Here is a 21,023-nt window from a genome sequence, read left to right on the forward strand (position 1 = left end):
TCCGCCTGGGCTAGATCGGAGAACCGTAAGTCCCACTCCGGTCACCGTCACACCCGCTGCGTCGGACACGGCGGGAGCCCAATGACCCATCCTTTTTCGTGGTCCGCAACCGTCGCCCGCATCAGGCAGCGGGGAGAAGGGCCTCCACGGCGGCGCCGAGATCGTCGAAATGGGCGATGACCCGGTCCGGGCCGAGCTCCGTCACGGGCAGGTCGGTGTAGCCGAAAGGCACCGCCACCACCGGGATCCCGGCAGCCTTGGCGGCATCGATGTCGGCGCGGGAATCCCCCACCATCACGGCCCGGGCCGGATCGCCGCCGGCACGCTCGACGGTCAGGGTGATGTGGCGCGGATCCGGCTTGAAGTACGGGAAGGTCTCGCGGCCGCAGATGGTCGCGAAGCGGTCGGCCACCCCGAGGAGTTCGAGGAGGCGCACGGCCTGGCCCTCGTACTTGTTGGTGCAGACGGCGAGGAGGAAGCCGCGCGCCCGCAGGGCGTCCAGGGCCTCGACCACGCCGGGGAACAGGTGCGACTGCTCGCAGAGATGGTCGCCGTAATGGGCGATGAAGTCCGAGAACAGCGCCTCCAGCCGCTCGGTCGACAGCGGCTCGCCGGCCGTGGTGAAGCCACGCTGGATCAGGGCCTTAGCACCTGCCCCGATCATGTCCCGGGCCTGTTCGAGGGGCAGGGCCTGGAGCCCCTCGCGGCGCAGGATCACGTTCAGGGTGCCGATCAGGTCGCCGGCGGTCTCGGCCAGGGTTCCGTCGAGGTCGAAGACGGCGATGGGCGGCAGGGCGGTCATGAACACTCGCAGGGGGTCAGGGGGCGGACGGGAGGGCACGGAGCCGCCGCTCTAGCTTATCCGGGCCGCACGGGCGAGGCCGGCCAGCGCACGGCCGCCCGGCCTTTGCCGGTGGACAGGTGCGCGGGGTGCCGGGGCCTGATCCTGCCCGCACTTGCCTCGGCGTCTCGGCGTCCTGTACGGTTCGCACGTCGACGGCCGGGGGGCCGCTGTCCTTCCTGCGATGACGGTCTTGATCTCGGCGCCGCAGGCCCGGTGCAGGGGCGTCACGTGAGCCGAACGGACGGAAGCGGGCGATTTCGGAGGGGGCTATGACGGAAACGGTCCCGGGTTGGTCGGACGAGCGGGTCGATCTCCTGCGCCGGCTGTGGGAGGATGGCTTGAGCGCCAGCCAGATCGCGACGCAGCTCGGCGGCGTGACCCGCAACGCAGTGATCGGCAAGGTCCACCGGCTCGGCCTGTCGGGCCGCGTCAAGGCGGCCGAGACGCCCGGCGTATCGCCCCGCAAGGTCGTGCGCGAGCCGGAGCTGGAGGTCGTGGCGCCCGCGATCGTGGCCCCGGACCTCGACGAAGCTCCCGTTGCCTTCGCGGCTCCCGCGGCCGCACCGGCCGTGGTGCAGCCCGTGGCCCTGACGATCTCCCGTCGCGTGACGATCATGGACCTGCGGGAATCGATGTGCCGGTGGCCCATCGGCGATCCGACCTCGCCCGACTTCCACTACTGCGGCGACCGCTCGATCACCGGCCTGCCCTACTGCACCGCCCACGCACAGATCGCCTACCAGCCGGCCGCCGAGCGCAAGCGAGACCGGCGCGTCGGCGGCTTTCGCTGATCCGTTGCGCGCGAGCGCGGCACGGTTTCGGGACTTCGCGCGTTGATCTTCGTCGCCGGTCCCCGACCGGCGAGAGAAGGTGACGAGCCGTGATGGAGCCGACGACTGCCATTGATGCCGACGAGGCCGCCTTCCTCGACCTGCATGCGCAGCGCGAGGATCTGGAACGCCAATTGTCGTTGGTGCAGTTGCGCCGGCAGTTCGGCCCGGGCCAAGTGGCCGTGGACCAGGCCGCCGACGACGAGAAGGTGTTGCTCCTCAGCCTCGACCGCGTCCTCACCCAGATCCGCGCCGCCGAGTACAAGCGGCAGCCCAATGCGCGGCGCTGGTAGTGGACCCCTAGTCGAGCCGCCGCAGGTCCCGCTCCTTGTGCCGCAGGCGCAGGAGGAGATCGATCTGGCTGTCCGGGATCGGCAGGGTGTCGCAGGTTTCTTCGTAGATCGATCGCAGCGCGGTTCCAAGACGGTACCGCGTGTCGTCGGGCAGGTTGGGCTGACACGCATGCGTCGTGTCCTCCCGCATCTCGCCGTCGCAAACTCTCTGGTCCAACGTCTCAGTCCCTCGTTCGAGCGATCCAACGCCGGCGCCGAAATGGAGCACACTCGCCGTTCAACGAGTGTCGCCCAACATGGTTAAGGAACCGTTAAAGGCTGCGCCGCGCCGTTACGGTGAGACGTCGGCCGCCTGAAGCAGGCGCGCAGCCGCGGCCCGGGCCTCGTCGGTTACCGTCGCGCCGGCCAGCATCCGGGCGATCTCTTCGCGACGCGCCGGGGCTTCAAGGGAGGCGACCCGGGTGGCGACCCGGTCGCTGCCCTTCACGGGGTCCTTGGCGATCAGGAAGTGCGTCTCAGCCCGCGCCGCCACCTGCGGCGCGTGAGTCACAGCCACCACCTGGACCCGTGTGGAGAGGCGCCCAAGCCGGGCGCCGATCGCATCCGCCACCGCCCCGCCGACGCCGGTGTCGATCTCGTCGAAGATCAAGGTCGGCGCGGACCCCTTGTCGGCGAGCACCACCTTCAGGGCGAGCATGAAGCGCGAGAGTTCGCCGCCCGAGGCGACCTTTATCATCGGCCCTGGGCGCGTGCCGGGATTGGTCTGGGCCCAGAACTCCACGCGGTCGTAGCCGGACGGATCGCGGGAGTCCGGATCGGTGGCGATCTCGGTGATGAAGCGGGCGCGCTCCAGCTTGAGCGGCGGCAGCTCGACCTTCACCGCCGCGTCGAGGGCCTTGGCCGCGCGCTTGCGGCCCTCCGTAAGCTTGGCCGCGGCCTTCGCGTAGGCGGCCTCGGCCGCGGCGAGCGTCGCCTCCAGGCCGCCGAGGGCTTCCTCGCCGGCGTCGATCGCCGCGACGTCCGCGGCGTAGCGCGCGCGCAGGGCCGCGAGGTCGTCCACCGGCACCTGGTATTTCCGCGAGGCGGCCCGAAGCGCGAACAGCCGCTCCTCCACCCGCTCCAGCTCGCGCGGATCGAACTCCGCCTCGCGCAGGGCCACGTCGAGGATGGTGTGGGCCTCGTCAAGGGCGGTCAGGGCGGTGTCGAGGGCGGCGACGCAGGGCTCGACCAGGGCCGGCAGCTGCGCCGCCCGGCGCTCCAGCTTGCGCAGGGCGGAGGAGAGATGGGAAACGATGGGACCGCCCGAAGCCTCGATCGCCTCGTTCAGCTCGCGCGCGACCTTCTCGCTCTGCTGCATCACCGTGCGGCGCTCGGCCAGGGTGGTCTCCTCGCCCGGCTCCGGCGCGAGGGTTTCGAGCTCCGCCACGGCATGACGCAGGAAATCGGATTCCTTGGCAGCGGCTTCGACCCGGGCCCGGTGCTCGGACAGGGCGGAGCGGGCGCCCTTCACGCGCTTGGCCGCCTCGCCGACCTGAACCAGTGGGCCCTGCAGGCCCCCGAAGGCGTCCAGGATGGCGCGGTGGGTGGTGGGATCGGCCAGGGCCCGGTCGTCGTGCTGCCCGTGGATCTCCACGAGGGCCGCGCCGATGGCCCGCAGGACCTGGACGCCGACGGCCTGGTCGTTGACGAAGGCACGCGTGCGCCCGTCCGCCATCTGCACGCGACGCAGGATGAGATCGCCCTCGGTGTCGATTTCCGCCTCGGCGGCGAGCGCCCGGGCCGGATGATCGAGGGGCACGTCGAACACGGCCGTGACGGCGCCGTGCCCCTCCCCGTGACGCACGAGGCGGCCGTCGCCGCGGCCGCCGAGGGCCAGCGCGAAGGCGTCGAGCAGGATCGACTTGCCTGCGCCCGTCTCGCCGGTGAGGACGCTGAGGCCCTCGCGGAAGTTCAGGACGAGCTTGTCGATGAGAACGATGTCGCGGATCGCGAGCTGGCTCAGCATGCCGCGTCTGAGGTCCCGTTGTGAAGCCTGGCGCTGTCCTTACGGCGAAGTGCCGCCGGCTTCACGCAAAAAGATGCCGCCCCCACCGGGAGCGGCCAAGCGGCGCTCGGATCGCCGAACGGGCGCCGGAGCGGCGCCGGGATTACTGGGCCTCGGCGGTGCGCCCGATGACGCCGCGATAGACCTTGCTGATCCACGAGGTCTTCTCCTCGCGCGGCTCGAGACCCCCGTTCTGCAGGAGCGCGTGGGCATCCTTGTACCAGGGGCTGTCGGGGAAGTTGTGGCCCAGCACGGCGGCGGAGGTCTGGGCCTCCTGGGTCAGGCCGAGGGCCATGTAGGCCTCGGTCAGGCGCTCCAGGGCCTCTTCGGCGTGACGGGTCGTCTGGTACTTGCTGACCACGTCGCGGAACCGGTTGATCGCGGCCGGGAAGTTGCGGCGCTCGAGGTAGAAGCGCCCGACCTCCATCTCCTTGCCGGCGAGCTGGTCTCGCGTGATCTGGATCTTGGCCTTGGCGTCGGCCGCGTATTCAGAGGTCGGGTACTTCTGCACGAGCTCCTGCAGGCCGGCGAGCGCCTTCTCGGAGCGGTCCTGGTCGCGGGTCACGTCGGGGATCTGCTTGTAGTGCGACATCGCCATCAGGTACTGGGCGTAGGCCGCGTCCTTGCTCGCCGGGTGGCGCTGCAGGTAGCGCTTCGAGGCGTTGATCGCGTCGTCGTACTTCGCGCCCTCGTAATTCGCGTAGGCCGTCATCAGCAGCGCTTTGCGCGACCAGTCGGAATAGCTGTAGGCCTTGTCGAGTTCGCCGAACTTCTTCGAGGCGCCCTCGTAGTCCTTGTCTTCCATCCGCGCCAAGCCCTCGCTGTAGAGCTTGTCGGCGGGAACATCCGGAACCACTTCCGGCTTGTACTTCTCGGCGAAGGGATTGATCGAGTCGAGGGCGTCGCATCCGCCGAGGCCGAGGCCGAGGACGGACACCAGCACGGCCGCCATCGCACCGCGGTTGGGATGAGTAAGGCGCATTCCGGTGTTCCCCCAACAGACGGGTCCGTTCTCGGACTCGCGACGTCAAGCCATCACAAAGTTCGGTCGCGTGGCTGACGGCCTCATGCCACGATCCGGGTGCGCTGCACACCGGACGGACGTCCCGCTTCACGCTCGATTCACCGTGGAGCGCGATTTGGGCGCGAAAGCGGCGGGCGGGCCACGCCCTGGACAGAAACGACGGCTGTGTGTCGGTGGCGCTACAGATCGCCCACGAAGGCGGCGATGCCGAGGCTGGCGCCGAACTCGGTCAGGCTGGTCTCGCGGCGGGCGCCGGGAGCCTCGACGATGGCGTAGTTGGCGCGATCGGAGAACAGGGCGGTGAGGACGCCGACATTCATTCGGTGACCGCCGCAATAGGAGCGGTAGCCGCCCTGGAGCGGGAGACCCGCGAGGGCGAGATCGCCCACGGCGTCGAGGAACTTGTGCCGGACGAACTCGTCGGCGTAGCGCAGGCCCTCAGGGTTCACGACGGCGGTCTCGCCGACCGCGACGGTGTTCTCGAGGGATGCGCCGAGGGCGAAGCCCGCCTTCCAGTAGCGCTCGACGTCCCGCATCATGCCGAAGGTGCGGGCGCCGGCGATCTCGCGACGGTAGGCGGAGGGGGTGAGGTCCATCGCCTTGCGGCTCCGGCCGATCACCGGGTTCTCGAAATCGATCTCGACGTCGAGGCGGAAGCCCCGGTCGATGGGGCGGAGCTCGGCGAAGGCCCGGCCGACCTCGATGCGGACGGAGCGGAGGACCTTGATCCACCGCTTGGCGGCGCCGCAGGTCGCGGTGCCCACGGCGTCGATGGCCTGGACGTAGGGGAGCGCGCTGCCGTCGAGGATGGGCATCTCGGGGCCGTCGATCTCGACGAGGACGTTGTCGATCCCGAGACCGTAGAGCGCCGACATCAGGTGCTCGATGGTGGCGACCGCGCCGCTCTCGACGTCACCGATGACGGTGCAGAGCTCGGTGGCGGAGACGCAGGCGTGATGGGCCTTGATGAGCCGGTCGTTGCCGGTGGGCATTCCGGTGCGAAGGAAGGCGATGCCGTGGTTGGCGGGCGCCGGATGCAGCGTGATCTCGACCGGGTTCCCGGAATGGACGCCGATGCCGCTCAGGGTCGCGGGGGCTTTGAGTGTCGTCTGTTGGTTCGTTCGCATTCCATAGCCCTCGGCCGTGATCGGGCGCGCCCATCCCGTCGGGATGGGCCCTGCGCCCCTTGCGATCCGTCCGCTGCTTGAAGCCCCTGCCGGCGTCTGATGGCCGAAACCACCGCGCCTTGTCGTTCCAAAATTCGTATAGCCGCGCCTCCAAGGCAGGCCAAATCACGGATTCTTACGCTGTGTTACAGCCGCGGTTTCCACCAGCGAATCCGAATCTCGTTTTAGAACAACGGTTTAACAATAGGCATAGCCCGGAGCCGCGAGGCTCCGGGCCTGTGGCTGAAATATCTCAGCCTTGGCGTTGACGTGTCCGCCGGACCCCGGTTTCAGTTCGCCTGGCGGCGCAGGAAGGCCGGGATCTCGAGCTGGTCGTCGTCCATCATGCGGGCCTGGGGAGCGACGCGACCCTGAGGATCGAGGTTGCCCTGGGCCGGGCGGTAGGCCGGGGGAGCCTGCACGGGAGCGCGCTTGGCGTAGTCCGCGGGCGGGGCGGCCTGCGGGACCGGGGCGGCGGGCGCCCGCATCTGCGGAAGCGGCGCGGCCTCGACCTCCTCACGGCGTCCGCCGAAGCCCACCGTCGCGAGACGGCGCAGCAGCGTCATGCGCTTGGAATCGCCGGCCGGCTCGGCCGGCTGCTCCTCGCGGGCCCGGAGCTGGGCCTGGGCGGGAAGCGGCAGGTCCTGGATCTGCGGCATGCGCGGGGCGCGGGCCACGGCCACGGCTGGCCGGGGCGGCACGAACGGGCCGGCGGCATGCTGGGGCGCGGGCTCGGGAGCCGGCATCGGTGCGGGCTCGTAGGACATGGCGGCGCGCGGCTGGGTCTGCGTCAGCATCACCTCGTCGCGCATCACCGGGGCCTGGGGCAGCTCGACCCGCATCGGCTCGGGGGCGAGGGCCATCGGCTCGGGGGCGCGCAGGGCCTGCTGCACCGGAGCCTGGACCGGAGCGGCCTGGATCGGGGCGGCCTGCAGCGACGCCGGAGCGGCGGGCTGCGCGGCCGGGGCCGCTACAGCTCCGTCCTGTCCGACGGGGCGAAAGGTCGACGCGGGCTGTGCGGCCCGCGCCCTCGCTTCCGCACGCAGACGCTCGGCGACCTCGGCGATGCGCTGCTCGGTCTGGACGATGTCGGGGTTGTTCTGCGAGTTGGCGGCGATCAGCGCCGGCTCGATGCCGGTGGCGACCACGGACACCCGGATGATGCCGTCGAGGCTCTCGTCGAAGGTGGCGCCCAGGATGATGTTGGCGTCCGAATCGACCTCCTCGCGGATGCGGGTGGCGGCCTCGTCGAGCTCGTAGAGGGTGAGGTCGTTGCCGCCGGTGATCGAGATCAGCAGGCCGCGCGCGCCCTTCATCGAGACGTCGTCGAGGAGCGGGTTGGCGATGGCGGCCTCGGCGGCCCGGTTGGCGCGGTTCTCGCCCGAGGCCTCGCCGGTGCCCATCATGGCCTTGCCCATGCCGCGCATGATGGCCCGGACGTCGGCGAAGTCGAGGTTGATCAGGCCTTCCTTGACCATCAGGTCGGTGATGCAGGCGACGCCCGAGTACAGCACCTGGTCGGCCATCGCGAAGGCGTCGGCGAAGGTGGTCTTCTCGTTGGCGACCCGGAACAGGTTCTGGTTCGGGATGACGATCAGGGTGTCGACGGCGGCCTGGAGCTCCTGGATGCCGGCCTCGGCGGTGCGCATGCGGCGCACGCCCTCGAACTGGAACGGCTTCGTTACGACGCCGACGGTGAGGATGCCCATGTCACGGGCCGCACGGGCGATGACGGGGGCCGCGCCGGTGCCGGTGCCGCCGCCCATGCCGGCGGTGATGAAGCACATGTGGGCGCCGGAGAGCTGGTCACGGATCTCGTCGATGACCTCGTCGGCGGCGGCCGAGCCGACCTCGGGGTGCGAGCCGGCGCCGAGGCCCTGCGTCACGCCGAGGCCCATCTGGATCACGCGCTCGGCCTTCGAGGAGGTCAGCGCCTGGGCGTCGGTGTTGGCGACCACGAATTCGCAGCCCAGCAGGCCGGATTCGATCATGTTGTTGACGGCGTTGCCGCCGGCTCCGCCGACACCGAAGACGGTGATGCGGGGCTTGAGTTCCCGGATATCCGGCGCCTGCAGACTGATGGCCATGGTGTCGAGCCTCTCGTGCCTTTCACGTTTCGTTTGACGCCTCGGTTGAGGAAGGCGCCGATTCTCGTCTGGCCGTTCGCACCCACCCCGATGTGTGGGGTTTGGGGCGCGACGGCGGTCGTCTCAGAAACTCTCGCGGATCCAGCGTCCGACGCGCGAGAGGTAGCCGTCCGTTCCCGTGCCGGCGAAGGCTCCGTGGCCCCGCGGCTCGAAATGCTCCGCATGCGCCACCTGCGGGTAGACCAGGAGACCCACCGCCGCGGAGAAGGCGGGTCCCTTGGCGGCCTCCGGCAGGCCGCGGATGCCGAGCGGCCGGCCGATGCGGACCTGGCCCTCCATCACCCGGCGGGCGACCTCCGGCAGACCGACGAGCTGGCTCGCGCCCCCCGTCAGCACCACTCGCCGCCCGGCCTGGGCCGAGAAGCCGGCGGCCCGGAGGCGGTCGCGCACCAGTTCCACCACCTCCTCGACGCGCGGGCGGATGATCCGCACGAGCTGCGAGCGCGGCACGTGGTTGGGGGCATCGCCCTCGTCCTCGCCCACCCCGTGGACCGCGATCATGTCGCGCTCGTCGGAGGCGGTGGCGATGGCCGAGCCGTAGAGGGTCTTGAGGCGCTCGGCCGCGGCGACCCGGGTGGAGAGGCCGCGGGCGATATCCATGGTGACGTGGTGGCCGCCGACCGCCACGGCGTCCACGTGGACGAGGTGGCCGCCGGAGAAGACGCCGACGCTGGTGGTGCCGCCGCCCATGTCGACCACGGCGACGCCCATCTCGGCCTCGTCGTCGACCAGGGCCGAGAGCCCGGCGGCGTAGGGGGTGGCGATCACCGCCTCGACGCCGAGGTGGCAATGCTCGACGGCGAGCATGAGGTTGCGGGCGGCGGCCGCCTCGCCGGTGACCACGTGGAGGTCGACCCCGAGGGCGTCGCCCATCATGCCCGACGGATCGATGACCGTGCCCTGGCCGTCGATGGCGTAGCCGGTGGGCAGAGCGTGGAGCACCGCCCGGCCGGGGCTGACGCCGTGCGCGGAGGCGGTCTCCAGCACGCGCTCCACGTCGGAGCCCGTGACGGTGCCGGTGCGGGTGCCGACGCGCGCCTCGAAGTGCTGCGAGCCGATCCGGCCGCCGGACATGTTGACGATGACCGACTGCACCTCGACCTTCGCCATCCGCTCGGCGGCGTGGACCGCCTGGCGGATCGCGCCCTCGGCGGCCTCAAGGTCGACGATGACGCCGCCCTTGAGACCCTGCGAACGCTGGTGGCCGATGCCGATGACGCGGGCGAAGTGGGTGCGCCCGCGCAGGGTGGTGAGGGCCTCGGCCGGCTGAAGCTCGGCGATGAGGCAGACGACCTTGCTCGTTCCGATGTCGAGCACCGAGAGGGTGGTGCTGCGCCGGGCGGAGAGAGGCTTCAGGCGTGGGGTGAGGCCGTGCGGGTCGTGCATCGGGCTACCGAGCGGAGGAGGTGAAACGGGGACGGGACGCGGGATGCGCCGGACGGATCGTGCGGCTCATGTGCTGGTCCCCTTGGGCTTGGACTTCTTCTGGGATTCGGCGCGGGCCGCGGCCGCCTCCTCGGTGAGCCGCACCACCACCCGGTCGGGCATGCGCAGGTCCACCGCGATGATGTCCTTCTCGAGGATGCGGTTGTCGCGCTCGAGCTTAACCAATCGAGCCAGGGCCTCGGTGGCGCCCGTCTCGGGCAGGCGGATGTCGACGCCGTCGAGCTTGAGCGTCCAGCGCCGTCCGGACACGTAGGTGCCGGCCTTGACCCGCTCGGCCAGGGCGCCGGCCGCCTCGATCAGGGCGAGGTAGTCCTTGAGCTTGAGGTTGGCGTCGTCACCGACCACGAGGGGAAGCGCGGCGTAGCGGTCGTCGCGCATCTGGTCGATCACCGTGCCGTCGGCGGCGATCACGGCGATCTCGCCGTTGCGCTGCCAGAGGGCGGCGGGCTCGCGCTCGACCTGGGTGATGACGATCTCGTTCGGATAGACCTTGCGCACGGAGGCACTCGCGATCAGCGGCACCGCCAGCAGGCGCTCGCGGGCCTCCGCCACGTCGAGGAAGACCACCGAGGAGTGGCCGTCGATGCCGGCGGCCTGCAGCACCTCGCGTTCGTAGAGCCGGGCGATGCCCGAGATGGTGACGCGCTCGACGCCGAAGCCGGCGATCCGCGCCGCGATGTCGAGGGGGCGGCCGTGCTCGGCCACGAAGCGATCATAGGCGCCGCTGCCGATGAAGCCGGCGAGGGCGAGGGCGGCGAAGGAGACCGAGAAGGCCGCCGTCCCGAGGTGGCGCGGGACGCGGCGCTCGATCGGAACCGCGAGGCGGGAGCGCCGGCCGGGCGGCGTGAAGCGGCGCAGGCGCGCCGCCAGCGCGGACCGGACCGAACGCACGGTGCCGGCGGCCGGACCCGGCAGGCCCGACCCGGGGAGGCCGTGGCCGCCGAGCGGGCCTTCGGCCCCTAGCGGCCCAACGTTGCGTCCTCCACCATCCATTGAACGAGCTCACCGAAACTATAGCCCGCATGGGCTGCCATCTCCGGGACCAAGCTCGTCTTCGTCATGCCGGGTTGCGTGTTGACCTCCAGCACGACGAGGGCACCGGTTCCCCCCGGTGTGTCGTCGTAGCGAAGGTCCGCACGGCTGATGCCCCGGCACCCGAGTGCTTGATGCGCCGTTAACGACAACTCTTGGACACGCTGGTAAAGATTTGGTTTAATTTCTGCCGGGAGGACGTGGATCGACCCCCCCTCGGCGTACTTCGCGTCGAAGTCGTACCACTCCCCCGAAGCGGGCTTGATCTCGATCACCCCGAGGGCCCGGTCGCCCATCACGGCGCAGGTTAGCTCGCGCCCGGCGACGTAGGTTTCCGCAAGGATTTCATCGCCATAGCCCCAATCCGCCCGGCCCACTTCCTGGGGCGGATGGGAGCGTCCGTCGCGCACGATGATGACCCCCATGGAGGAGCCCTCGGCCACCGGCTTGAGCACGTAGGGCGGCGTCAGCACGTGTGACTTTGCGGCCTCATGACGGTTAACGACGCGGCCCTCCGGGACGCTGACGCCGGCCGCCCGCATGACCACTTTGGCACGCTCCTTGTGCATCGCCAGAGCCGAGGCCAGCACGCCGGAATGGGTGTAGGGGATGCGCAGCAGCTCCAGCAGGCCCTGGATCGTGCCGTCCTCGCCCGCGGGCCCGTGCAGCGCATTGAACGCCACGTCGGGCCGCAGGTCGGTGAGCACCGTCGCGATGTCCGGCTGGACGTCGACCCGCGTGACGCGGAAGCCCTGCCCCTCCAGGGCATCGGCGCAGGCATGGCCCGAATTCAGCGAGACCGGCCGCTCGGAGGACCACCCGCCCATGAGGACGGCGACGTGCTTGGACATGGGGACTCCTGGGAATTGCGCGGACATGGGTTGCGTCGTCACGCCGGCCTTCGCGGGCCGATCCGATCGTTGATCGCATCGAAAACCGCGCCGGCCGCGACCGGCGGCAATGTTCCGATCCGCTTGAGGATGCGAGCCGGTTCGATGCAGGCCAGCTTGATGGGTCTGATGACCGAAGGAGCATCAAGCCCGGCAGCAGCGAGATCGTCGATCGCTTGATCGCCCCCCATGGCGGGGTTGTTCGCGCTGGTGATCATAGCGATCCAGACGAATCCCGCCTCGGCAACGGCCTCCCCCGAGACCACGACGGCCGGGCGACGCTTCTCAGCCAAACGGTTTGAATAGGGAAACGGTACGACCACCACGGTCCCTGCGGGGAACGTGCGTCCGCCTGGGTCCCTAGAGATTGCCATAGGCTTCTTCGTCGGCGGCACCGGCCCATTCCGTGAATGTCACGAAGGGATCTTCACCCTCGGGCCGCGCCTTCTCGATACGAATGCCGTCTCGGGTGATCACGTAGCGAAGGCGATCGCCCGGGCCGATGCCGAGGCGTTCGCGGACTTCGGCCGGGAGCACGGTCTGGCTCTTCACGGAGACCTTCGAATAGGCCGTCAGAACGTCCCGTCCGGTCATCGAATCCTTCCTGTCGCCCAGCTTACGTCTTACCGTCTTACGCCGTCCGTGTCGATAATCCGATGCGCTTGATCTCCCAGTGGAGTTCGACGCCGGAGGTCTCGCGCACGCGCCGGCGTACCTCCTCGCCGAGCCCCTCGATGTCGGCCGCCGTGGCGTTATCGCGATTGATCAGGAAATTGCAGTGCATCTCCGAGACCTGTGCGCCGCCGACCGTCAGGCCGCGGCAGCCGGCCGCGTCGACGAGTTGCCAAGCCTTGCCCCCGGGCGGGTTCTTGAAGGTTGAGCCGCCGGTGCGCTCGCGGATCGGCTGGGCCGCCTCGCGCGCCGCCGTCACCCGCTCCATCTCGGCCTCGATGGCCGCCCGCTCGCCGGGGCTCCCGCGGAACACCGCATGCGTGAAGATCACGTCGTCGGGGGCGCCGCTGTGCCGGTAGGTGAAGCCCATCTCCGCATGGGTGAAGCGACGCGCCTCGCCCCGGCGGTCGATGCCGTGGGCCTCCACCAGCACGTCGGTGGTCTCGCCCCCGTGGGCACCGGCATTCATGCGCAGGGCGCCGCCGACCGAACCGGGAATGCCGCGGAAGAACGCCAGCCCGTCGAGCCCGGCCTCCGCCGCCGCCTTGGCGAGGCGCATGTCCGGCACGGCGGTGCCGACACGCAGGGTCTCGCCGTCGATCGCCACCATGCCAAAAGCCCGGCCGCCGAGGCGCACCACGACGCCGGGCACGCCGCCGTCACGGACGATGAGGTTCGAGCCGAGGCCGATCACCGTCACGGGTATTTCCGGATCGAGGGCCGAGAGCAGAAGGCCGAGGTCCTCCGCGTCGGCCGGGGTGAACAGCACCTGCGCCGGGCCGCCGACCCGGAACCAGGTCAGGTCCGAGAGCGGCTGGTTGGCGATGAGCCGCCCGCGCAGGGCCGGCGCCCGGGCGCGGATGTCGGGCGTGATGTCCGGGAAGGCGGTCATTGGGCGGGTGCTTTTCAGTTGAAACGACTATCGGATGCAGGACGACGAGCGGGAGCGTGCGCTAGGCCGGACGATCGGTTCCACACGCCCGGCGGCGCGCGCTCTGATCCGGATGCCGCCCAGGACAGAGGCGCTCATCCGCGGGAAGCTGCGCCTTCTCGCTGAGAGACCGGATGCGCTCGCCAACAACATCAAGGCTCTGAGGGGTACGCAGGGATATCACCTTCGGATCGGCGATTGGCGGGTGATCTTCACGATCGCGCCGGTCGAATCATGGTGCCCGACATCGGCCCGCGCGGCTCGATCTACGGCTAAGAAGATCGGCATGACCATCGTGCGCACCAAGACGCCCTCGGGCGAAGCCATCGTGATCCTGCCGGAGGCCGATTTCCAACGGCTCGTCGCTCTGGCCGAAGATGCGACGGGCGCGCGTACGCTGCAGGCCTCGCAGGCGCGACTGGCGAGCGGCGCGGACGAGATCCCGAGTAAGTCTGACCTCGATGCCGTGCGCCGGGCTCCGCGCCCCCTCCCCTTCTGGCGAAAGCGCCCGGACATGACGATGGCCGCCCTGGCCAGCCTCGGCGGGATCACCGAGTCCCTCCTGTCGGCGATGGAACGGGGTGAGCGCACGGCCGACCTCATTGTTTATCGCACCCTCGCGCGCGCTGGACGTCGACCCGGAGGATCTGATCCCGGACGGTACCGACCCGTAGGCCGGTTTCACGCCGTCACGCCGTCCAGGGCCGCGAGTTCGCCCGGCAGGGCGTAGGCCCATTGCGTGATGTTGCCGGCGCCAAGGCAGACGACGTAGTCGCCGGGCTTGGCGCGGCCGGCGACGATGCCGGCGAGGTCCTCGGAGCGCTGCAGCGCGATGGCGTCGCGGTGGCCGCGCGACTTCAGACCCGAGACCAGCCCGTCGCGGTCCATGCCCTCGATCGGCGCCTCGCCCGCCGCGTAGACGGGGGCGACGATGACCGTGTCGGCATCGTTGAAGCAGGTGCAGAAATCGTCGAACAGCGAGGCGAGGCGCGTGTAGCGGTGCGGCTGCACGATGGCGATGACGTTGCCCTCGGTGGAGGCGCGGGCGGCCTTGAGCACCGCCTTGATCTCCACCGGATGGTGTCCGTAATCGTCGAAGATCAGGGCGCCGTTCCACACGCCGGTCCGGGTGAAGCGGCGCTTCACCCCGCCGAAGCCGGCCAGCGCCTTGCGGATCGCCTCCGGCTCGACCCCGAGCTCGTGCGCCACGGCGAGCGCCGCGGTGGCGTTCAGGGCGTTGTGCTTGCCCGGCATCGGCAGGACGAGATCCTCCATCTCGAGACGGAAGCCGGGGCGGCGGTCGCGGATCATCACGCGGAAGCGGCTCTGGCCGCCGCGCAGGTCCACATCGATGAGCCGGACATCGGCCTGCGGGTTCTCGCCGTAGGTGATGATGCGGCGGTCCTCGATGTGCCCGACGAGGTCCTGCACGATCGGGTGGTCGATGCACATCACCGCGAAGCCATAGAACGGGATGTTGTCGATGAAGCGCCGGAAGGCGTCCTTGACCGCCTCGAACGAGCCGAAATGGTCGAGGTGTTCGGGGTCGATGTTGGTGACGATGGCGACATCGGCCGGGAGCTTCAGGAAGGTCCCGTCGGATTCGTCGGCCTCCACCACCATCCACTCGCCCTCGCCCATGCGGGCGTTGGTGCCGTAGGCATTGATGATGCCGCCGTTGATCACGGTGGGGTCAAGGTTGCCGGCATCCAGCAGGGTGGCGACGAGGGAGGTCGTCGTCGTCTTGCCGTGGGTGCCCGCGATGGCGACGCAGGACTTGAAGCGCATCAACTCGGCCAGCATCTCGGCCCGGCGCACCACCGGCAGGCGGCGCTCGCGGGCGGCGACGAGCTCGGGATTGTCGCGGCGGATCGCGGTGGAGACCACCACCAGGGCGGCCTCCTCGACGTTGCCGGCCTCGTGGCCGATGAAGGTGCGCATGCCCTTCTCGGAGAGGCGCCGGACATTGGCGTTGTCGTTGGCGTCCGACCCCTGCACGGTGTAGCCGAGGTTGTGCATCACCTCGGCGATGCCGGACATGCCGATGCCGCCGATGCCGATGAAGTGGATGGGGCCGAGCTTGTCGGGCAGCTTCATGGGAAGGACCAGTCTCAGGGGCGTCGGGGGTCCGGACGAACCGGCCCGAAGGGGATCAATCGGCGGACGCCGTCAGGTGCGGGCCGCCGTCGCGAGGACGATGTCGGCGAGCCGCTCGGCCGCGTCGTGAATTCCAGCGCTTTTGGCGGCTGAGGCCGCCGCGGTCAATTTTCCGGGATTGGTGAAGAGGTCGACCAGCTCCGCCGTGAGCCGGTCCGGCGTGAAGGCGGATTGCGGAATCGCCTGCGCGGCGCCGATGGCGGCCAGCGTCGCGGCGTTGGCCGCCTGATCCTGGTCGAGGGCGCCGGGGAGCGGCACCAGGATGGCGGGCCGTCCGATGGCGGCGAGTTCCGAGACCGTGGATGCGCCGGACCGGCCGATGACGAGGTGCGCCGCCGCCATGCGGGCCGGCAGGTCCTTGAAGAAGGGCGCGGCCTCGAAGCCCGCGAGCCCGAGGCCGAGATAGAGATTCTGGACCTGCGTCAGGTCCTCGGCCCGCACCTGCTGCACGAGGTGGAGCCGGGCGCGCAGATCGGCGGGCAGGTTGGCGATGGCGGCCGGAACGACTTCGCCCATCACCCGGGCGCCCTGGCTGCCGCCGAAGACGAGGAGGTGCAGGGGATCACCGGCACCGGCCGGCGGATAGGCGACCTTCGCGGCCGCGAGCACCGCCGGGCGCAGCGGGTTGCCGGTGTGGGTCCGGGGTGCCAGCGCCTTAACCGGCACGCCCCGGACCTCGCGGAAGCCCGTGGCGATGGCGCGGGCGCCCCGCGCCAGGAAGGCGTTGGCCCGACCCATCACGGCGTTCTGCTCGTGCAGGATGGTGGGGACGCGCAGGATCTGCCCCGCCAGCATCGGCGGCACCGTGGGATAGCCGCCGAAACCCACGATGGCGGCCGGATCGATGCGCCGGATCTCCCGCGCGGCGACACCGAAGCCCCGGCCGAGGGTGAGGAGCGCGCCGGCGCGCCTGATCGGGGAGCGTCCCGAGGGCGTCGCGGACGCGATGGTGACGATCTCGGAGGCCGGGAAGCCGGTGGCGATGGAGTCCACCCGGGCATCGGTGGCGAGCACGACCCGCACGCCGAGGGCGCGCAGGGCGTAGGCCAGGCTCTCGGCGGGAAACAGGTGCCCGCCCGTGCCCCCGGCACAGAGCAGGATCGTGGCGGTGGCAACGGTCAACGCATCACTCCGGCGATCGTCGCCGGGGCGGTGCCCGGCGGCTTCTGGCTCAGGGTGGTGGTCCGGGGGCGCTTGCGGGTCAAGGCCACGAGGAAGCCCATGCCGAGGGCGAGCGAGATCAGCGACGAGCCGCCGTAGGAGACGAAGGGCAGCGTCATGCCCTTGGCGGGCATCAGCCGGACGTTCACCGCCATGTTGATGCAGGCCTGGAGGCCGAACAGGGTGGTGAGGCCCGTGATCGCCAGCCGCGAAAAGGTGTCGTCGGTGCGCCGGGCCAGCTTCAGGCCGCGCATGACGATGTAGGCGAACAGGAGGACGAGGCCGAGGCACACAACGGTGCCGAACTCCTCGCCCGTCACCGAGAAGATGAAGTCGGTGTGGGCGTCGGGCAGGTGGCGCTTGGCGACGCCCTCCCCCGGACCGGTGCCGAACCAGCCACCCGAATTGAACGATTGCCGGGCCCAGAAGCCCTGGAAGTTGTCACCGGAATCGCTGTCGAGGAAGCGATCGATGCGCTCGCGCACGTGGTGCAGGAAGCGGTAGGCGGCGGCCACGCCGATGAGGCCGCCGGCGCCGAGGCCCGCCACCCAGAACCAGTGCAGGCCGGCCACGAAGAACAGCGCGCACCACACGATGGTGATGAGCATGGTCTGGCCGAAATCGGGCTGCAGCACGAGGGGCACGATGGTGACCGGCAGGAGCAGGATCGCCAGCAGGCCGCCCGGCATGTCGCGGCGCTGCGCGCCCTCCGAGAAGGCCCAGGCCGCCACCACCACGAAGGCGGGCTTGACGAATTCCGAGGGCTGGATGCCGATGGCGCCGAACTGGATCCAGCGGTGCGCGCCCTTGATCTCCGGCCCGAACTTGCTCGCCAGGATGCAGAGCGCGACGCCCATCATCCAGGTGAAGAGCGCGACGCGGCGGATGTGGCGCAGGGACAGGAACGAGACGCCGACGATGATGAGGATCGTGGGCGCGAGGTAGAGCGCCTGCCGGTTGAGGAAGTGGAAGGTCGGTAGGCCGATCTTCTCGGCCACGGGCGGCCCGCCGCCCATGAGGAAGACCAGGCCCGCCACCATGAGCGCGCCGAGGCCGGCCAGCAGGCCGCGGTCGACGGTCCACCACCAGTCCGTCAGGGGCGTGCGTTCGGCGCGGGACATCATGGGATCAGCGCTCTCCGGGGCCTCACGGCGCCCGGGCAGGGCAGCCGATCGCGGCCGGCGGCGGCAGGCCGGCACGGGACCGATCCTGTGCCGGAATGGTAAACCAAGTGTTGCGATGCGCCGTCGAAGCCTCGCGTGTCCCGAGGGTCACGACGTTAGGATACCCGGCCGTTCGAGATGATCTGACGACGGCTCCAGCGCATTCAAAAAACCCTCTTCAGCAATGTCCTTCTTGCCGAGCCAGGAACACCCACCGAACCCGAGATCTCGCAGAAGGCAGCGCACGGGAACTCTTCCGTTCCATAACCCTATCTCCAAATCAGAACATCTAAACTTATCCTGCAGTGAATAATAATCTTGCTAAACTTATCCTTCTAGGATTTGTAACGTGACAACACTATTATCGATCTTTCAACAATAAGACCTAATTTAAACAGATAAATTGCGAATGTTAAATTTTTTTAACCGTCAAATGAGATCCGTTAAGAAACAAACATGATCCTCCATTTGCAGAGGCGGGATGCGTGATGAGGACGTTCAATAATCTAAGCCTCCTGGTAAAGATCATCATTCCGTTCGCCATGACGGCACTGGTCGCCGTAGGTCTTGTGATCTACGCCCGTCATGCGCTGTCCCGGATTGCGGACCAGACACGGGAGATCGTCCAGGTGCAGATGGCACGGCAGAGCTACGCTCTCGGCCTGCAGATCACCTTGACGGAAGCCGCACTCCAGAATCGCAACATCCTGATCGATCCGACCGGTCCAAGAGGCCACGACTTCAAGTCCCGGCAGGCCATCGCCATCAAGGCGACCTACGCGGCACAGGCCAGCCTTGCCGCCCTGGCGGATACGTCCGATCGCGTCGCGGCGAACGCCGAGCTTCGACGGGGGTTGGAGGTCTACTTCGCCGTTCTGAACCGCTCCTCCGAGGCCGCCCTGAACAACGATCCCGCGACCGGAAACAGGATCGCCCAGACAGAAGCGACACCGTTGCGGGCCAAGCTGCGCGAGGAGGCGAATCAGCGGATCGCCCTCATCGACGCGGAGTTGAAGGCAAGCGCCGTCAACGCCGACGAGATCGTCAGAAGCACCACGACCACGCTGGTGGCGTCGGCCGTCGTCGGGCTGCTGGCCGCCCTGGGCAGCGCCGGCCTGATCGTGATCTTCGCGATCACCCGTCCGGTCACCGCCATGGGCGCCGCGATGGGCCGTCTCGCGAGCGGCGACCTGACCGTCACCGTCGAGGGCATGGCGCGCAAGGATGAGATCGGCCTGCTGGCGCGCTCTCTGGAAGTCTTCAAGCGCAACGCGACCGACGCGCGTCAGCTGGCGGCCGAGCAGGACGCCGAGAACCAGGCGAAGATCCGCCGGGCCGAAGTGCTCGACGGGCTGACGAAGCGTTTCGAGGCCAACGTCTCGCACCTCACACAGGGACTGGCGGGGGCGGCCACCGAGATGGAGGCCACCGCCCAGTCGATGGCCTCCACGGCGGATCAGTCGATCCGGCAGGCGACCACGGTGGCGAGCGCGGCGGAAGAGACCTCGGCCAACGTCCACACGGTCGCGGCCGCCAGCGAGGAGATGTCCGCCTCGATCCAGGAGATCGTGGCCCAGGTCAGCCAATCCTCCGGCATGGCCAACCAGGCCGTGGAGGACACGCACAGCACCGAGGCGACCGTGAAGCGGCTGACCGAGGTTGCGTCCAGCATCACCGACGTCGTCGCCATGATCACGAACATCGCGGGCCAGACCAACCTGCTGGCGCTCAACGCCACCATCGAGGCGGCCCGGGCCGGCGAGGCCGGCCGGGGCTTCGCCGTCGTCGCCTCCGAGGTGAAGGAACTGGCCGGGCAGACCGCGCGCGCCACCGAGGAGATCCGCACCAAGATCGGCGAGATCCAGGGTGCCACCGGCGAGGTCGTATCCGACATCACGCGGATCGGCCGGACCATCGCCGACATGTCGACCTACGCGAACGGCATCGCCGCCCCGATGGAGCAGCAGGGCGCCGCCACCCGGGAGATCGCCCGGAACGTCCAGGAGGCCGCGCAGGGCACCCAGGAGGTGACGACCAACATCGAGCATGTCCGCGCCGGCGCCGGATCGACGGGCGCCGCCGCCAGCCAGGTCCTGAGTGCCGCCCGGGAGCTGTCGCGCTACTCCGAAAACCTCGGCCAGGAGGTGTCGCAGTTCCTGGCCGGCGTGAAGGCCGCATGACGGCCCGGGGGACGAGAGCCGTCCCGCGACGATCGCTCGTCACCCGGCCTTGCAATCCTCGAAGCCGGCGCGGATCGCCTCCGGATCGAGCTTGCGGCCGATGAAGACCACGCGGGAGACGCGCGGCTCGTCGTCCTTCCACGGCCCCTGAAGGTCGCCGTCGAGGATCTGGTGGACGCCCTGGAAGACGAAGCGCTGCGGCTCGTCCGGGAAGGCGACGATGCCCTTGCAGCGCAGGATGTCGGGGCCCTGGACCTGGGTCAGGGTCGAGATCCAGGGCATGAACTTCTCGGGGTCGACCGGTCCGTCGATCTTCGCCGAGACCGACTGCATGTCGTCGTCGTGGTGATGATGATGGCCCTCCTCGAGGAAGTCGGGCTCGATGTCGAGGATGCGGCCGAGATCGAAGGCGTTGCGCTCCAGCACCGCCTCCAGCGGCACCGCGCAGCGCTCGGTGCGGTGGACCTTGGCGTAGGGGTTGATCGCGCGGATCTGGGCCTCGACCCGGGCGAGGTCCGCCTCCGCCACGAGATCGGCCTTGTTGAGCAGGATCACGTCGGCGAAGGCGATCTGGTTCTTGGCTTCCGGCGCGTCCTTGAGGCGGTCCGAGAGCCACTTGGCATCGGCCACCGTCACCACCGCGTCGAGGCGGGCGGCCGCGCCGACATCCTCGTCGATGAAGAAGGTCTGGGCCACGGGGGCGGGATCGGCGAGGCCGGTGGTCTCGACGATGATCGCGTCGAACTTGCCGCGCCGCTTCACCAGGCCGTCCATGATGCGGATGAGGTCACCGCGCACCGTGCAGCAGACGCAGCCGTTGTTCATCTCGAACACCTCCTCGTCGGCGCCGATGATGAGGTCGTTGTCGATGCCGATCTCCCCGAACTCGTTGACGATCACCGCGTAGCGCTTGCCGTGGTTCTCGGTGAGGATGCGGTTGAGGAGCGTGGTCTTGCCCGCGCCCAGGTAACCGGTGAGCACGGTGACGGGAATCTTCGCGGAGGCGGTGTTCGGGCTGTCGGACATGGAGACTCTTCGTCGAT

Annotated in this window: 20 protein-coding genes; 4 read left to right on the top strand and 16 right to left on the bottom strand. The window is 69.4% G+C overall.

The window, feature by feature from the left end:
- Positions 1-121: 121 nt before the first annotated feature.
- On the bottom strand, positions 122-802 hold the full coding sequence (gene gph / locus ASG63_RS10980) for a phosphoglycolate phosphatase (protein ID WP_056215962.1): 681 nt from the start codon (positions 800-802) through the stop codon (positions 122-124).
- A 311-nt stretch (positions 803-1,113) separates the two neighbouring features.
- Here gph and ASG63_RS10985 point away from each other — a divergent pair, with 311 nt between their 5' ends.
- Together ASG63_RS10985 and ASG63_RS10990 are read left to right on the top strand one after the other, a co-directional pair.
- Positions 1,114-1,635 carry a GcrA family cell cycle regulator gene (locus tag ASG63_RS10985; protein ID WP_056215965.1) on the top strand — a complete coding sequence of 174 codons (522 nt, stop codon included), beginning with the start codon at positions 1,114-1,116 and terminating at the stop codon, positions 1,633-1,635.
- A 92-nt stretch (positions 1,636-1,727) separates the two neighbouring features.
- Positions 1,728-1,967, top strand: a complete 240-nt coding sequence (locus ASG63_RS10990; protein ID WP_056215967.1) for a hypothetical protein — start codon at positions 1,728-1,730, stop codon at positions 1,965-1,967.
- Between the two features lie 7 nt (positions 1,968-1,974).
- Here ASG63_RS10990 and ASG63_RS10995 read toward each other — a convergent pair whose 3' ends face one another.
- The 11 genes from ASG63_RS10995 to murB form a co-directional block, all read right to left on the bottom strand.
- On the bottom strand, positions 1,975-2,184 hold the full coding sequence (locus tag ASG63_RS10995) for a hypothetical protein (RefSeq protein ID WP_156389702.1): 210 nt from the start codon (positions 2,182-2,184) through the stop codon (positions 1,975-1,977).
- Positions 2,185-2,298: 114 nt separating this feature from the next.
- Positions 2,299-3,972 (bottom strand): DNA repair protein RecN, encoded by a 1,674-nt coding sequence (gene recN / locus ASG63_RS11000; RefSeq protein WP_056215972.1) that lies wholly within the window; start codon positions 3,970-3,972, stop codon positions 2,299-2,301.
- A gap of 142 nt (positions 3,973-4,114) precedes the next feature.
- Positions 4,115-4,993 (bottom strand): outer membrane protein assembly factor BamD, encoded by an 879-nt coding sequence (locus tag ASG63_RS11005; RefSeq protein WP_056215974.1) that lies wholly within the window; start codon positions 4,991-4,993, stop codon positions 4,115-4,117.
- A gap of 221 nt (positions 4,994-5,214) precedes the next feature.
- Entirely contained in the window at positions 5,215-6,162 is a 948-nt protein-coding gene (gene lpxC / locus ASG63_RS11010) for a UDP-3-O-acyl-N-acetylglucosamine deacetylase (protein WP_056215976.1), read from the bottom strand.
- 329 nt (positions 6,163-6,491) lie between these two features.
- Complete coding sequence (gene ftsZ / locus ASG63_RS11015) at positions 6,492-8,288, bottom strand: cell division protein FtsZ (protein ID WP_056215978.1); 1,797 nt, start codon at positions 8,286-8,288, stop codon at positions 6,492-6,494.
- A gap of 123 nt (positions 8,289-8,411) precedes the next feature.
- Positions 8,412-9,734 (bottom strand): cell division protein FtsA, encoded by a 1,323-nt coding sequence (ftsA, locus tag ASG63_RS11020; protein WP_056215981.1) that lies wholly within the window; start codon positions 9,732-9,734, stop codon positions 8,412-8,414.
- Between the two features lie 66 nt (positions 9,735-9,800).
- Entirely contained in the window at positions 9,801-10,787 is a 987-nt protein-coding gene (locus tag ASG63_RS11025) for a cell division protein FtsQ/DivIB (protein WP_056215983.1), read from the bottom strand.
- Positions 10,754-11,677, bottom strand: coding sequence for a D-alanine--D-alanine ligase (locus tag ASG63_RS11030; RefSeq protein ID WP_056215985.1), 924 nt, complete (start codon positions 11,675-11,677; stop codon positions 10,754-10,756). The genes ASG63_RS11025 and ASG63_RS11030 overlap by 34 nt, the downstream gene beginning before the upstream one ends.
- 38 nt (positions 11,678-11,715) lie before the next feature.
- Positions 11,716-12,039 (bottom strand): type II toxin-antitoxin system PemK/MazF family toxin, encoded by a 324-nt coding sequence (locus ASG63_RS11035; RefSeq protein ID WP_244479540.1) that lies wholly within the window; start codon positions 12,037-12,039, stop codon positions 11,716-11,718.
- Positions 12,040-12,076: 37 nt separating this feature from the next.
- Positions 12,077-12,310 (bottom strand): AbrB/MazE/SpoVT family DNA-binding domain-containing protein, encoded by a 234-nt coding sequence (locus tag ASG63_RS11040; RefSeq protein ID WP_056215989.1) that lies wholly within the window; start codon positions 12,308-12,310, stop codon positions 12,077-12,079.
- 37 nt (positions 12,311-12,347) lie between these two features.
- The gene (gene murB / locus ASG63_RS11045) at positions 12,348-13,280 is read right to left on the bottom strand and encodes a UDP-N-acetylmuramate dehydrogenase (RefSeq protein WP_056215990.1); all 933 of its coding nucleotides are present in this window, start codon (positions 13,278-13,280) and stop codon (positions 12,348-12,350) included.
- Positions 13,281-13,605: 325 nt separating this feature from the next.
- On the opposite strand from murB, the gene ASG63_RS11055 reads away from it, so the two are divergent.
- On the top strand, positions 13,606-14,049 hold the full coding sequence (locus ASG63_RS11055) for a helix-turn-helix domain-containing protein (protein WP_244479873.1): 444 nt from the start codon (positions 13,606-13,608) through the stop codon (positions 14,047-14,049).
- Here ASG63_RS11055 and murC read toward each other — a convergent pair.
- The 3 genes from murC to ASG63_RS11070 all read right to left on the bottom strand — a co-directional run bounded on the left by murC (position 14,001) and on the right by ASG63_RS11070 (position 17,761).
- On the bottom strand, positions 14,001-15,416 hold the full coding sequence (gene murC / locus ASG63_RS11060) for a UDP-N-acetylmuramate--L-alanine ligase (RefSeq protein ID WP_056215994.1): 1,416 nt from the start codon (positions 15,414-15,416) through the stop codon (positions 14,001-14,003). The genes ASG63_RS11055 and murC overlap by 49 nt on opposite strands.
- Positions 15,417-15,488: 72 nt before the next feature.
- On the bottom strand, positions 15,489-16,598 hold the full coding sequence (murG, locus tag ASG63_RS11065) for an undecaprenyldiphospho-muramoylpentapeptide beta-N-acetylglucosaminyltransferase (protein ID WP_056215995.1): 1,110 nt from the start codon (positions 16,596-16,598) through the stop codon (positions 15,489-15,491).
- Entirely contained in the window at positions 16,595-17,761 is a 1,167-nt protein-coding gene (locus tag ASG63_RS11070) for an FtsW/RodA/SpoVE family cell cycle protein (protein WP_056215997.1), read from the bottom strand. The genes murG and ASG63_RS11070 overlap by 4 nt, the downstream gene beginning before the upstream one ends.
- A 527-nt stretch (positions 17,762-18,288) precedes the next feature.
- On the opposite strand from ASG63_RS11070, the gene ASG63_RS11075 reads away from it, so the two are divergent.
- Positions 18,289-19,980 carry a methyl-accepting chemotaxis protein gene (locus ASG63_RS11075; protein ID WP_056215999.1) on the top strand — a complete coding sequence of 564 codons (1,692 nt, stop codon included), beginning with the start codon at positions 18,289-18,291 and terminating at the stop codon, positions 19,978-19,980.
- Between the two features lie 39 nt (positions 19,981-20,019).
- Here ASG63_RS11075 and ASG63_RS11080 read toward each other — a convergent pair whose 3' ends face one another.
- Positions 20,020-21,006: a CobW family GTP-binding protein gene (locus ASG63_RS11080; RefSeq protein WP_056216000.1), complete on the bottom strand. Its 987-nt coding sequence runs from the start codon at positions 21,004-21,006 to the stop codon at positions 20,020-20,022.
- Between the last annotated feature and the right edge of the window lie 17 nt (positions 21,007-21,023).

Origin of the sequence: Methylobacterium sp. Leaf94, assembly GCF_001426045.1 — a bacterium.
Lineage (GTDB): Bacteria > Pseudomonadota > Alphaproteobacteria > Rhizobiales > Beijerinckiaceae > Methylobacterium.